Here is a 13,668-nt window from a genome sequence, read left to right on the forward strand (position 1 = left end):
GTCGTGCCCGGCGCGCGGTTCTCAGCGAGGTCTCAGCCGCCCTGGGGGATCGTGGAAGGAGCACAAGGGAAGCACACTGGTACCGGACGCGAAGGAGCGGGACATGAGGCCGAGGACGAAGGCGCTGGTCGCCGCCGGGTCGGGGATCGCGGTCGGGCTCGGCGGGCTGGCGTTCACCGCGCTGCCCGCGGGCGCGGACGACGACCCGGTGCTCCCCACGATCGACGCGGAGCAGCTCGTGACCTCCGCGCTGGAGGCCACGCCCCCCGCGTTCGACGGCGTAGCCGAGGTGAGCAACGAGCTCGGGCTGCCCGCCGTGCCCGGGGCCGACGCCCTGGACTTCGACTCTGTGCGGGTCTTCCACGACGGCGCGCAGGCCGCCCGGGTCCAGGTCGAGCGGCCGACGTCGGAGCTGACGTTCGTGAAGAACACCGACGAGGCGTGGGCCTACGACTCGCAGGAGAACCGCGCGCGGCACCTCACCTGGGACGACGCGGACCTTGCGGCGGCCAGGGCCCAGGCGGAGAAGCAGGCCGGGAAGCACGCCGCGGCCCAGGGGCACGCCGAGGCGCGGATGGCGGACCCGTCGCAGGCGGCGACCGAGATCATCGAGCACCTGCGCCCGACCAGCGACATCGTCGTGGACGGCACGGCGCGCGTCGCCGACCGCGCCGCCTACGAGCTCGTGCTCACGCCCAAGCCGTCGGAGAAGACGCTGCTGCGCGAGATCACGGTGGCGATCGACGAGCAGACGCGCGTGCCGCTGCGGTTCGACGTGTACGCGAACGGCAGGTCCGAACCGGTCCTGTCGCTCGGCTTCACCGAGTTCGAGGTCGGCGCGCAGGATGCCGGGCTGTTCGAGTTCACGCCCCCGGCCGGCGCGAAGGTCGAGACCACCGACGCGGGCGACGTCGCCAAGGCGCACGGCGAGCACGCCGGGCAGGCCGGCGAGCCGGGCAGTCCCGGGGAGGGGCTGATGACGGTCGGTGACGGCTGGGACGCGGTGCTGGTGGGCAAGGTGCCCGCCGACGCGCTGGGCCGGGACCTTGCGGGCACGGGGTCCGACGGCGGCGCGGCCGGGAGCGAGGGCTTCCTCGGCGGCGCAGATTCGGCGGGCGGCGAGCAGGACGTCGCCGGGCTGCTGGCGCAGATCGGCCAGCCGGTGTCCGGGGACTTCGGCTCCGGCTCGTACGTCCGGATCGCCGTCGGCGGCGCGATCGTCACCGACGACGGCCAGTTCGCGGCCGGCGCGGTGCCCCGGCAGGTGCTCGTCGACGCCCTGGACCAGCAGTGACCGGACCAGCGACCGGACCAGCGACCGGACCGGCCACCGGACCGGTGGCGACCGCGGCGCAGACCGCGGTCGCCGCCCGGACGCGGGGCCTGCGCAAGGTCTACCGCGGCACGGTCGCCGTGGACGGCGTCGACCTGGAGGTGCCGGAGGGCGCCGTGGTCGGGATGCTGGGGCCCAACGGCTCCGGCAAGACGACGACCATCCGGATGCTGCTCGGCCTCGTCCAGCCGACCGAGGGGGAGATCGAGCTGCTGGGCGTCCCGGTCCCGGGGGCCGTGGACCGGGTGCTCCCGCACGTCGGGGCGCTCGTGGAGGGGCCGGGTTTCCACCCCTTCCTGTCCGGCCGGGAGAACCTGCTGCGGTTCGCCGCCGCCGAGCCCCTGCTGTCCGGGCGGGAGCTGGACGGCGCCGTGACCGCGGCGCTGGAGCGGGTGGGCCTGGCGGGCGCGGCCCGCAAGAAGTACCGCGCGTACTCGCTGGGCATGAAGCAGCGGCTGGGGCTCGCCTCCGCGCTGCTGGTCCCGCGCCGCCTCGTGGTGCTGGACGAGCCGACGAACGGCCTCGACCCGGCCGGTACCCAGGAGGTGCGCCGGATCATCGCGGAGCTGCACGCCCAGGGCGTGACGGTGCTCGTCTCGTCGCACCTCCTGGCGGAGGTCGAGGCCACGTGCACCCACGTCGTCGTGCTGAACGCGGGCGTCGTGGTGGCGCAGGGTCCGCTGGACGACCTGCTGGAGTCCGGCAACCCCACGCTGCTCGTCACCACCGCCGACGGCGCCGCCGCGGCGGCCGCCCTGCGCGAGCAGCGGGTCACCGCGTGGCTCGCCCCGGCCGGCGTGCGCGTGGACCTCACGGGCACGACGCCGGCGACCGTGATCGAGACGCTGGTCCGGGCCGGGGTCCGGGTCGACGAGGCCCGGCGGGAGCGCACCGGGCTGGAGGACGTCTTCGCGCGGCTCACGCACGATCCCGGGGAGGCCTCGGGCGAGCCCGCCACCAACGAGCGCGCCGCCGCCCAGCCCGGCACCGCCCAGCCCGGCACCGCCGGGCACGCCGAACCCGCGCCCGACCGGGAGCCGGCCCGATGACCGCCCCGACCCAGGCCCCGGTCACCGCGCCGGACCCGGCGCCGGCCCGGCTCCGCGCCCCGGTCGGCCGCCTGCTGCGGGCCGAGCTGCGGTGGATCTTCCGGCGTCCGCGGACGCTGGTGGTGCTGGGCCTGCTGACCGTGCTCCCGGTGATCACCGGCATCGCCGTGGACCTGACGGCGGGCGGCGCCGCCCCGGGGGCGGGCGGCGCGGGCCCGGACGGGCCGCCCGGCGGGGAGCCGCCGATCTTCGTGACCATGGCCACCAGCGCGTTCGTGCTGCCGCTGGGCTCGCTGATGACGCTGCTGATGCTCCTGCTGCCGCTCACGGTGGCGATGGCTTCCGGCGACGCGCTGGCCGGCGAGCAGTCCCACGGCGCGCTGCGCGGCTGGCTGCTCGCGCCCGTGGCCCGCGGCCGGCTGCTCGTGGTCAAGGCCGTGGGCGTGCTGGTGGTCGCGCTGGTCGCGGCCACGCTCGTCGTCGCGTCCGGCTTCGTCACCGGGCTGGTCCTGGCCGGGACGGACAACCTGGCGTCGATGTCCGGGACCGAGCTGTCCGTCGGGGAGGTGCTGGGGCGGCTGGCCGTCGCGATCGCCTGGGCCACGCTCTACCTGATGGCGGTGGGTGCGGTGGCGCTGGCGATCTCGGCATCCACCGAGCACCCCATGCTGGTGGTGGTGAGCGTGCTCGGCGGGCTCATCGTTTCCGGGGTGCTGCTGCAGATCTCGGCCCTGGACTGGCTGCACCCGTACCTGCTGCCGCAGTCGCTGGGCAGCCTGGTCGACCTGATCCGGGACCCCGTGGCGACGGGCGACCTGGGCGAGGGCGCGTTCCGGTCGCTGTGCTACCTCGTGATCGGCATGTCGCTGGCCTACGCCCGTCTCACGACGCGCGACGGCTGAGCGCACGAACGCCGTCGCGCACCCTCCCTGCGGAAGGTGCGCGACGGCGTCGGCGTTCGGAGCGCGAGCGGCGCGGCCGTCAGTCCCCGACGTTCTCCGCGTAGTCCACGTCGCGCGTCTCGTGCGTCAGGAGCAGCGCGACCAGCGTGATCACGGCCATCGCCGAGAGGTAGACGCCCACCAGCACGGGGGAGCCGTCGGCCTCGGCCCACAGCCACACGGCGATGAACGGGGCCACCGCCGCGCCGAGCACCGAGGACAGGTTGTACGCGATGCCGGAGCCCGTGTACCGCACGTTCGCCGGGAACAGCTCGGGCAGGACGGCGGCCATCGGGCCGAACGTGAGGCCCATGAGCGTGAAGCCGAGGATCAGCAGGGTCTGCACGCCCACGTGGCCCGCGGCGAACAGCGGCACGAACAGCGCGCCGAACACGATGATCGCCACGGTGACCCAGATGAGGTGCTTGCGGCGGCCGAACTTCTCCGCCATCGGCCCGGACGCCAGCGTGAAGATGCCGAAGAACACGACGCCCACGATCAGCATCCAGAGGAAGTCGATCTTCTCGTAGCCGAGGCCGGCGGGGGAGCCGTCGGTGGGCGCGGTCGGCGCGACGCCGTAGTTCAGCGTGAACGTCGTCATCAGGTAGAACAGCGCGTAGGTGGCCAGCATGATGAACGTGCCCGAGATGATCTGCCGCCACGAGGTGCGGAAGACGCGGGCCACCGGCACCTTGCTGACGGCTTCTGCCTCGATCACCTTGCGGAACGCGGGGGTCTCCAGCAGCGAGAGCCGCACCCACAGGCCCACGATCACGAGCACGGCGGACGCGATGAACGGGATGCGCCAGCCCCAGGCGGCGAACTGCTCGGGCGTGAGCGACGTGGACAGGGCGATGAACACCGTGTTGGCGAGGATGAAGCCGATCGGCGCGCCGAGCTGCGGGAAGGTGCCGTAGATGGCGCGCTTGCCCTCGGGCGCGTTCTCGGTGGCGAGGAGGGCGGCGCCGCTCCACTCGCCGCCCAGGCCGAGGCCCTGGCAGAACCGGCACAGCACCAGCACCGCCGGGGCGGCCACGGCCCAGCCCGGCGTCGACGCCGCCGGGATGAGGCCGATCAGCACCGTCGCGATACCCATCGTGAGCAGCGACGCGACCAGCGTCGCCTTGCGGCCGATCCGGTCACCGAAGTGCCCGAACAGGACCGAGCCGACCGGCCGCGCCACGAAGGCGACGCCGAACACGGCGAACGACGACAGGAGCTGCGTCGTGGGGTCCTCGGCGTTCGGGAAGAACAGCGCCGGGAAGACCAGCGAGGCGGCCGTCGCGTAGATGTAGAAGTCGTAGAACTCGATGGACGTACCGATGAGGGAGGCCAGGACGACGCGGCCGCGAGGATTGCCGGCCGGCGCTGTGCTCTCCCCGCCGCCGGGGGTCCCGGCGGTCGGCGCTGCGGAGGTGCTCATGCCCGCGAGATTAGGCACGGCGTCCGCGATCCGGGAAGGTCGTCTCGCGATACGGATGGGGTCTTGACGTAGGCTGCCGACGGCGGCATGCGCGGGCCCTGTGCACGAGCGGCGTGTCGAACTGCGGCCTGGTGCGTCGCGAGTGAAGGTGTGGTGAACGGTGAATACTCCCACCGGTTGCCGTGTTGGCACGACCGGCGGTGAGGGGCAGGATCGACCGGGCTCCCGGAGGCTCCGCCATCGGACATCCATCATCGGAACGAACGAGACGACGACGAGGATATGAACGATCTGCTGTATGTGAACGGCGGCAACCCGTTGAACGGGACCATCACCGTTCGAGGCGCAAAGAACTTCGTGTCGAAGTCCATGGTGGCTTCTCTGCTGGGGGAGACCCCGAGCGTGCTGCGGAACGTTCCGCAGATCCGTGACGTCAAGGTCGTCTCGGGGCTCCTGGACCTGCACGGCGTGAACGTCAAGTACGACACCGACGCCGGCATCCTGGACCTCGACCCGTCCAACGTCGAGTCCGCCCACGTGGCCGACATCGACGCCCACGCCGGCTCCAGCCGCATCCCGATCCTGTTCTGCGGGCCGCTGCTGCACCGCCTCGGCGAGGCGTTCATCCCGGACCTGGGCGGCTGCCGCATCGGCGACCGCCCCATCAACTACCACCTCGACATCCTGCGCCAGTTCGGCGCCGTCGTGGACAAGCGGCCCAACGGCATCCACCTGCGGGCGCCGCGTCGCCTGCAGGGCACCAAGATCTCCCTGCCCTACCCGTCGGTGGGCGCCACGGAGCAGACGCTCCTGACGGCGGTCCGCGCCGACGGCATCACCGAGCTCTCGGGCGCGGCGATCGAGCCCGAGATCATGGACCTCATCGCGGTGCTGCAGAAGATGGGCGCCATCATCTCGGTCGACACCGACCGCGTGATCCGCATCGAGGGCGTCGACCGCCTCGAGGGCTACTCCCACACCGCGCTGAACGACCGGATCGAGACCGCGTCCTGGGCCTCCGCGGCCCTGGCCACGGGCGGCGACATCACCGTCAAGGGCGCCACGCAGCCCGAGATGATGACGTTCCTCAACACCTTCCGGAAGGTCGGCGGCCGGTTCGAGGTGCAGGACGACGGCATCCGCTTCTGGCACGCCGGCGGCGACCTCAAGTCCATCGTGCTCGAGACCGACGTCCACCCGGGCTTCATGACCGACTGGCAGCAGCCGCTCGTCGTCGCGCTCACGCAGGCCGCCGGCCTGTCGATCGTGCACGAGACCGTGTACGAGAACCGCTTCGGCTTCACGGACGCGCTGCGCAAGATGGGCGCCACGATCCAGGTCTACAAGGAGTGCCTGGGCGGTCGCGACTGCCGGTTCGGCCAGCGCAACTTCCACCACTCCGCCGTCGTCTCCGGCCCGACGCCGCTCTCCGCGGCGGACATCGAGGTCCCGGACCTGCGCGGCGGGTTCTCCCACCTCATCGCGGCCCTGGCCGCCAAGGGGCAGTCGACGGTGCGCGGCATCGGCCTGATCGACCGCGGCTACGAGAACTTCCAGGACAAGCTGGAGGCGCTGGGCGCCGAGGTCGTCCGCGGCTGACGCTCTCTCCTCGCACGTGTCGGACGCTCAGGTCCCCCCGGTGACCTGAGCGTCTGACACGGTTCGGCCGAGTATCCTTTCGGCCGTGTCCATCCCACGCCCTGAGTCACGCATGTATCGCTTCGTCGCGTTCGTCGTGCGGAACCTCATGTTCGCGCTGTGCAAGTACGAGTGGAAGGGCGGCGAGAACTTCCCGGCCAAGGGCGGGTTCATCGCCGCGGCCAACCACGTCACGGAGCTCGACGCGCTGACGCTGGCGCACTACCTCTTCGACATGGGCCGTGAGCCTCGCATCCTGGCCAAGCGCGGCCTGTTCGACTCGCCGCTGACGGGATGGGCCCTGCGGGGCACCAAGATGATCCCGGTGGACCGGGACTCCGCGAAGTCCGCCGAGTCGCTGAAGGACGCCGCGAGCCAGCTCGGCGACGGCGCCTGCGTGGCGATCCTGCCGGAGGGCACGCTGACGCGGGACCCCGAGTACTGGCCGATGGAGGGCAAGACGGGTGTGGCCCGGATCGCGCTGACGACGCGCCTGCCGGTGCTGCCCGTCGCGCAGTGGGGCGTCACCGAGATCCTCGGCCGGTACAGCCGGGTGCTCAAGCCGTTCCCGCGCAAGAAGGTGACCATCCAGACCGGCCCGCCCGTGGACCTGAGCGACCTGTACGACCGGCCCCAGGACACCGCCACCCTGCGTGAGGCCACGAGCCGCATCATGGACGCCATCACCGCCGAGCTGGAGCAGATCCGCGGCGAGGTGGCCCCCAAGCCGCGCTTCGACCTCCGCAAGCACCCCGAATACGAGGCCAAGATGACGACCTACCCCTCGGTGGAGCGCCCGTGAGCGCCGCGACAGCACAGAGCGCCGCGACTCAGCAGCCCCGGGTCGCCGTCCTCGGCGCGGGCTCGATGGGCACCACGTTCGCGATGGTCCTGGCCGACGCCGGGTGCGACGTCACCCTGTGGGGCCGCGACGCCGCGGTGCTCGACGCCGTCGAGACGACGCACCGCAACGAGAAGTACCTGCCGGGCGTGCAGCTGCCGCCGATGCACGGCACGACCGACCCGGCGACCGCCCTGGCGGGCGCCGCCATCGTGGTCGTGTCGGTGCCCTCCCAGGTCGCCCGCGCCACGCTGGAGTCGATGAAGGACCTGGTGCACGACGTCGCCGCGCCAGGTGCCGTCGTCGTCTCCCTGATGAAGGGCGTCGAGCTCGGCACGGACAAGCGGATGAGCCAGGTCATCGCCGAGGTGCTCGACCTCCCGGACGAGCGCGTCGCCATCGTCTCCGGCCCCAACCTGGCGCCCGAGATCGCCGAGCGGCAGCCGACGGCGACCGTGGTCGCCTCGCGCAGCGAGGCCACGGCCCAGCTCGTGGCCGCGGCCTGCTCGACCGGGTACTTCCGGCCCTACACGAACACCGACGTGGTCGGTGTGGAGCTGTGCGGCGCGGTGAAGAACATCATCGCCCTGGCCGCCGGCATGGCCCAGGGCCAGGGTTTCGGCTGGAACACGCTGGCGACCCTCATCACGCGCGGCCTGGTCGAGATCACGCGCCTGGGCCTCGCGCTCGGGGCCGACGCCGCCACGTTCGCCGGCCTGGCCGGCATGGGCGACCTGACGGCGACGTGCGCGTCGCCGCTGTCGCGCAACCACCGCCTCGGCAAGCACGTGGGCGAGGGGCTCACGCTCGCCGAGGCGATCAAGGCCACGGGCGGCACGGCCGAGGGCGTGAAGTCGTCGCAGTCGGTGCTGGAGCTCGCGCGGGCGCACGACGTCGAGATGCCGATCACGGCCGGCGTCGTCGAGGTGCTGGCGGGCAGGCTGCCGCTGTCGGAACTCGCGGCGACGCTGCTCGCCCGGCCGCAGAAGTCCGAGGTCGCGGGCTGAGCCTGCGGGGCTGATCTGGGTGGGCCGGCCCAGCCCGGCTCGGCGCCGCCGGTGTCGGCGCCGGGCCGTCAGTGCTGCACGTCCACCACGACGCGCATCGGGTCCTCCAGGAGGAACACACGGAACGGGCGCTCGGCGTCGTCCACGCCGATGAAGGCCGTCGTGTACCCCTCGAACCAGTAGCGGTACACGATCTCCTCGATCGAGTCGGTGTCGGCGGGCTCGATGCGGTCGCCCGAGAACTCCTCGACCCCGCTGTCCGTCGGGATGGCGGTGCCGGACAGCGACACCCGCAGGATCGCGTCGCCGTCCACCGCGACGGCGTCGCCGGACCCGTCGTCGGACGCCTGGTCCACGTACTCGACGCGCCAGCCGGGCTTGCCGCTGCCCGTGCCGTCGAGGTCGAACACGACGCGGTCGTAGCCGTCGTGCGCGGCGACGCGCACGTCGGTGACGCTCAGGAACGTCTCGCCCTCACCGGAGGGCTCCGCGGTGTCGGGCTTCGTGTTCGCCGGGAAGGCCGGGCCGGACTCGGTCTCGGTCGCGGAGGCGCTCGGCTCGGGGGCGTCGTCCCCGTCGTCACCTGAGCCGTCGTCCGAGCCGTCGTCGCTTGAGCCGTCCGACGGCGACGGCGTCGCGTCAGTGTCCGAGTCCGGGGCGACCGGCACGGGACTGGTGTTGCTGAGCTCCGGGCCGTTCGTGCCCTGCGCGCCCGTGCACCCGGCCAGCAGCAGCGCCGCGCAGGCGGCGATCAGCAGAGCTGTGCGGTGTCCGGCTCGTCCCATGTGCCCAGCGTAGGGCCTGGGACGTGGCGGGGCCGGTCACGATCGGCCAACGGGTCCAGTCCGCACTCTTGACTTGTGATACATGTGACGTACTACATTTAGCCCGCGTCGTTCAACGGTGATGACGGTGATGGCAGTGATGAGAGTGATGACAAAGAGGACGAAGGAGTCGCTCGATGAATCCGATCACGCGAAGAGACCTCCTGCGCACGACGGGCTTGACTGCCGGGGCGTTCGCGCTCGCCGGGCAGGCCCCCACGAGCGCGGCGGCCGACCCCGGGGGCGGCGACGCCCCGGACACCAACCCGATGCGGCTCTGGTACACCGCCCCGGCCCAGGAGTGGCTGCAGGCGCTCGCCGTCGGCAACGGCCGGCTCGGCGCCATGGTGTTCGGCGGCGTGGCCGCCGAGAAGCTCATGCTCAACGAGGACACGGTCTGGGCCGGCGGCCCGCACGACTACGCCGACCCGCTGGGGCACGAGGCGCTGCCGGAGATCCGGCGGCTGATCAGCGAGGAGAGGTGGCTGGAGGCCCAGAACCTCGCCGACGAGCGGTTCATGGGCCGCCCCACGGAGCAGATGCAGTACCAGCCGGTCGGCGACCTGCACCTGACCTTTCCCGGGCTGCCCGGGGACCTCACGGACGGCACGGGCGGCACTGCCGGCACGGACGGCACCGGCGTCACGGGCGTCACGGGCTACGAGCGGTCGCTCGACCTGGCCACGGCGATCACGACCACGACGTTCGTGGCCGACGGCGTGCGCCACACCCGCGAGGTGTTCGGCAGCCACGCGCACCAGGTGATCGTCGCCCGGTTCACGGCGAGCGCGCGCGGCGCGATCTCGTTCGACGCCGGGTACACGTCGCTCCAGGAGACGACGACACATGCCCACGACGGCCGCACGCTCGCCCTGGAGGGCCGCAGCGGCGAGGCCGAAGGGCTGGAGGGCAAGGTCCGCTTCGTCAGCCTGGTCCGGGCGATGCCCGAGGGCGGCACCGTGACCTGCGACGACACCGGGCTGCGGGTGCGCGGCGCGGACGCCGTCACGCTGGTCCTGTCGATCGGCACGAGCCACCGCAACTACCTCGACGTCGGCGGCGACCACCTCGCGGCGGCGCTGGCCCCTCTGGAGCGGGCCACGCCACAGGGCTACGGGATCCTGCGCCGGGCCCATGTGCGCGACCACCAGGAGATGTTCGGCCGGGTGGACATCGACCTGGGCACCTCGGCGTCGGTCGACCTGCCGACCGACCAGCGGGTCGCCGCCTTCCGGGACGGCCAGGACCCGCAGCTCGCGGCCCTGTACTACCAGTTCGGCCGCTACCTGCTGATCTCCAGCTCCCGCACCCCCGGCCAGCCGGCCAACCTCCAGGGGCTGTGGAACGACCAGATGCTGCCGCCGTGGCAGTCCAAGTACACGCTGAACATCAACTGCCAGATGAACTACTGGCCCGCCGGGCCTGCCAACCTCGCCGAGTGCTGGCAGCCGCTCTTCGCGATGATCGAGGAGCTCGCCGAGTCCGGCGCCCGGACGGCGCAGAAGATGTGGGGCGCCAAGGGCTGGGTGGCGCACCACAACACCGACCTGTGGCGCGGGTCGGCGCCCGTGGACTTCGCGTACTACGGCGTCTGGCCCACCGGCGGCGCCTGGCTCTCGCTGCTGTTCTGGGAGCACTACGAGTACACGGGCGACCTCGACGTGCTGCGGGAGTACTTCCCGGTGCTGCGCGGATCGGTCGAGTTCTTCCTCGACACCCTCGTGCAGGACGCCGCGACCGGCTACCTCGTCACCAGCCCCTCGCACTCGCCCGAGCTCAAGCACCACGACATCGACAACGTGGGCGTGAGCATGTGCGCCGGCCCCACCATGGACATGCAGATCCTGCGGGACCTGTTCACGGCGTTCGACAAGGCGTCCGCGGTGCTCGGCCAGGACCGCGAGATGGCCGCGCAGGCGCTGGCCGCGCGCGAGCAGCTGCCGCCCAACCAGATCGGCTTCCTGGGGCAGGTGCAGGAGTGGCTGGTCGACTGGGAGGAGGCCGCGCAGGAGACCAGCCGGCACGTCTCGCACCTGTGGGGCGTGTTCCCCAGCGACCAGATCACCCCCCGCCGCACGCCCGAGCTGGCCGCGGCGGCCAACCGGTCGCTCGAGCTGCGCGGTCCCGCGGTCACGGCGGGCTGGTCGCTCGCGTGGAAGATGAACATCCGCGCCCGGCTGCTCCAGCGGGACGGCGTCTACACCCACCTGAAGCAGCTCCTCTCGCCCGGGCGCACCGCGCCGAACCTGTTCGACCTGCACCCGCCGTTCCAGATCGACGGGAACTTCGGGGGTACCTCGGCGATCAACGAGACGATCGTGCAGAGCCACTCCGGCGAGGTCTGGCTGCTGCCGTGCCTCCCGGCGGCCTTCCCGACCGGGCGGGTGCGCGGCCTGCGGACCCGGGGCGCCTTCGAGCTCGCCCTCTCCTGGCGCGACGGGCGGCTCCGCAGCGCGCGGATCCAGTCGCTGGCCGGCAACACGATCCGGCTGCGCACCGACGGCCCGGTCCGCGTCTCGGGCCCGGGCGGCCCGGTCGACGTCGAACACCCCGAGGACGGCCTCGCCGTCTTCCGGACGCGCCGCGGGGCCACCTACGTCGTCGAACCGCGGGCCTGACCGGCCACCCCACGGACCACCCCTACCGACCACCCGCAAGAACCCACACCGAGGAAGGGACATCGATGTCCAGGAACTGGATACAGACGAGCACCGTGGCGGTCGCCGCGGTGAGCCTGGTCGCCGCCATGGGCGGCGGCGGGATCGCGTTCGACCGGCTCGCCGGCGCGGCGGCCGACGCCGCCGCCGCGGTCTCGGGCGGCGGGTGCCCGCAGCTCTACGTCTCGCCGTCGGGCGACGACCGGGGCAAGGGCACGGCGAAGGACCCGTTCAGGACCGTTGAGGCGGCGCGGGACCACATCCGCGAGAAGGGCCTGAACCGGGACGGCAGACAGCGGTGCGACATCACCGTGAACCTCGCGGCGGGCGAGTACCCCGTCACGGAGACCATCGCCTTCACCGAGCAGGACTCGGGCGGCGGCGGCCACCAGGTCGTGTACCGCAGCAGCGACGGCCCGGGCGCGGCCAACCTCGTGGGCGCCGAGGAGGTCACCGGCTGGGAGGAGTACCAGGACGGCATCTACAAGACCCAGGTGGATCCCGACGAGCAGTTCTACACGCTGTTCGAGGACGGCGAACGCTCCGAGCTGGCCCGGTATCCCAACCGCGGCTCGGACGACACCCAGGGCCCGTACCTGTTCTCGCGGCTCGGCGAGCCGGAGAAGGAGGCCGTGCACCAGTGGCTGTACTGGGAGGAGGGCGACTGGGACCCGGCCTGGGACGACACCCCCGAGAGCAACCCGCTCAAGGACGCCCAGGTCACGCTGTGGTCGGGCGGTTCGTGGAGCTGGTTCACCGACATCGTGCCGATCGGCGGCGCCGACTACCGCAAGGGCTTCGCGACGCTCGACAACTGGGCCCGGTACGCCCTGGTGAACAGCCGCAGCGGCTCGCGCTACTTCATCCAGAACGCCCTGCCGTTCCTGGACCAGGCGGGTGAGTACTACATCGACCGCGAGGCCGGTGAGCTGTACTACAAGCCGCGCGGCGACATCGACGACGTGACGATCATGAAGCCCACGGTCACCCAGGTGATCGACGTCAAGGGCGCCACGCCCGAGCAGAAGGCGCACGACATCACCTTCGACGGCATCGGCATCCAGTACTCCGACTTCGTGAGCTGGTACCGCTCGGGCTGGATCAGCGCGGGCGACTCCGGCGAGGAGCACAAGTACCCCGAGTACGACCGGCAGATCGAGATGCCGCGCAACCGGTTCGGCGCCGTCACGCTGGAGAACACGAGCGGCATCACGCTCACCGGCATGCACGTCCGCGACACCGGCTTCATGGGGGTCTACGCGCTGTTCGCCAACGACCACCTGACCGTCGAGAACAGCCTGTTCGAGAACATCGGCGCGGACGGCATCAAGGTCGAGGGCGGCTGGCCGGGGGAGGGCGACCTGTCGCACCACCACACCTTCCGCAACCTCTACATCCACCACGTCGGCGAGCTCGTGCCCGGCGACGCGGCGGGCATCGAGCTCATGGGCACCGGCGACAACCTCGTCGAGCACGTGAACGTGCGGCACTCCGCGCGGTACGGCATCAGCCTGGAGTCCCGCCCCGAGGTGGTCGACGGCGACCAGTACACCGACCACAACACGTTCCGGTACATCCGGATCGACGAGGCGGGCCTCGACTCCGGCGACATGGGCGCGTTCTACACCTACGGCGTCGACAACCAGGACCCGTACCCGGTGCAGAACACCGTGGACCAGATGGTCATCGGCGACGTGCTCCCCGACCCGGTGGGCGAGATGCCCGACAGCGGGACGCGGGGCATCCACATGGACGCCGGCGGCTGCGCCTTCTCGTTCAGCAACATCGAGGTGGGCGAGACGACCGACCAGTCGTACCAGTCCTACCAGTGCAACGAGGTGAGCAACGCCAACTGGGAGGACGACTTCGACGCCTCCGCGATGGAGTACGACAAGATCGGCGTCACCGACGCCTTCCCGTACCCGGTCCCGGAGTCCTGACCGGTCCGCCGGGCG

The 13,668-nt window shown here is 71.9% G+C and carries 10 protein-coding genes; 8 read left to right on the forward strand and 2 right to left on the reverse strand.

The window, feature by feature from the left end:
* The first annotated feature begins 103 nt into the window (after positions 1 to 103).
* Genes ACFWEJ_RS03335 through ACFWEJ_RS03345 form a run of 3 tightly spaced genes read left to right on the forward strand, consistent with a single transcriptional unit; the run spans position 104 to position 3,284 of the window.
* Positions 104 to 1,294: an outer membrane lipoprotein carrier protein LolA gene (locus tag ACFWEJ_RS03335; protein ID WP_377227787.1), complete on the forward strand. Its 1,191-nt coding sequence runs from the start codon at positions 104 to 106 to the stop codon at positions 1,292 to 1,294.
* Positions 1,291 to 2,382: an ABC transporter ATP-binding protein gene (locus ACFWEJ_RS03340; RefSeq protein WP_377227788.1), complete on the forward strand. Its 1,092-nt coding sequence runs from the start codon at positions 1,291 to 1,293 to the stop codon at positions 2,380 to 2,382. Before ACFWEJ_RS03335 ends, ACFWEJ_RS03340 begins: the two co-directional genes overlap by 4 nt.
* The gene (locus tag ACFWEJ_RS03345) at positions 2,379 to 3,284 is read left to right on the forward strand and encodes a hypothetical protein (RefSeq protein ID WP_377227789.1); all 906 of its coding nucleotides are present in this window, start codon (positions 2,379 to 2,381) and stop codon (positions 3,282 to 3,284) included. Before ACFWEJ_RS03340 ends, ACFWEJ_RS03345 begins: the two co-directional genes overlap by 4 nt.
* 79 nt (positions 3,285 to 3,363) lie before the next feature.
* Here ACFWEJ_RS03345 and ACFWEJ_RS03350 read toward each other — a convergent pair whose 3' ends face one another.
* On the reverse strand, positions 3,364 to 4,746 hold the full coding sequence (locus ACFWEJ_RS03350) for an MFS transporter (protein ID WP_377227790.1): 1,383 nt from the start codon (positions 4,744 to 4,746) through the stop codon (positions 3,364 to 3,366).
* Positions 4,747 to 5,028: 282 nt separating this feature from the next.
* On the opposite strand from ACFWEJ_RS03350, the gene murA reads away from it, so the two are divergent.
* The 3 genes from murA to ACFWEJ_RS03365 all read left to right on the forward strand — a co-directional run bounded on the left by murA (position 5,029) and on the right by ACFWEJ_RS03365 (position 8,232).
* Entirely contained in the window at positions 5,029 to 6,345 is a 1,317-nt protein-coding gene (murA, locus tag ACFWEJ_RS03355; RefSeq protein WP_377227791.1) for a UDP-N-acetylglucosamine 1-carboxyvinyltransferase, read from the forward strand.
* Between the two features lie 112 nt (positions 6,346 to 6,457).
* On the forward strand, positions 6,458 to 7,186 hold the full coding sequence (locus ACFWEJ_RS03360; RefSeq protein ID WP_377227792.1) for a lysophospholipid acyltransferase family protein: 729 nt from the start codon (positions 6,458 to 6,460) through the stop codon (positions 7,184 to 7,186).
* The gene (locus ACFWEJ_RS03365) at positions 7,183 to 8,232 is read left to right on the forward strand and encodes an NAD(P)H-dependent glycerol-3-phosphate dehydrogenase (protein WP_377227793.1); all 1,050 of its coding nucleotides are present in this window, start codon (positions 7,183 to 7,185) and stop codon (positions 8,230 to 8,232) included. The genes ACFWEJ_RS03360 and ACFWEJ_RS03365 overlap by 4 nt, the downstream gene beginning before the upstream one ends.
* A gap of 68 nt (positions 8,233 to 8,300) precedes the next feature.
* Here ACFWEJ_RS03365 and ACFWEJ_RS03370 read toward each other — a convergent pair whose 3' ends face one another.
* Complete coding sequence (locus ACFWEJ_RS03370; protein WP_377227794.1) at positions 8,301 to 9,017, reverse strand: hypothetical protein; 717 nt, start codon at positions 9,015 to 9,017, stop codon at positions 8,301 to 8,303.
* A 176-nt stretch (positions 9,018 to 9,193) separates the two neighbouring features.
* Here ACFWEJ_RS03370 and ACFWEJ_RS03375 point away from each other — a divergent pair, with 176 nt between their 5' ends.
* Both ACFWEJ_RS03375 and ACFWEJ_RS03380 read left to right on the forward strand, forming a co-directional pair.
* The gene (locus tag ACFWEJ_RS03375; RefSeq protein WP_377227795.1) at positions 9,194 to 11,674 is read left to right on the forward strand and encodes a glycoside hydrolase N-terminal domain-containing protein; all 2,481 of its coding nucleotides are present in this window, start codon (positions 9,194 to 9,196) and stop codon (positions 11,672 to 11,674) included.
* Between the two features lie 65 nt (positions 11,675 to 11,739).
* Positions 11,740 to 13,653 (forward strand): right-handed parallel beta-helix repeat-containing protein, encoded by a 1,914-nt coding sequence (locus tag ACFWEJ_RS03380; protein WP_377227796.1) that lies wholly within the window; start codon positions 11,740 to 11,742, stop codon positions 13,651 to 13,653.
* The last annotated feature ends 15 nt before the right edge of the window (positions 13,654 to 13,668 follow it).

The organism is Promicromonospora sp. NPDC060204, from assembly GCF_042728455.1.
Classification (GTDB): domain Bacteria; phylum Actinomycetota; class Actinomycetes; order Actinomycetales; family Cellulomonadaceae; genus Promicromonospora.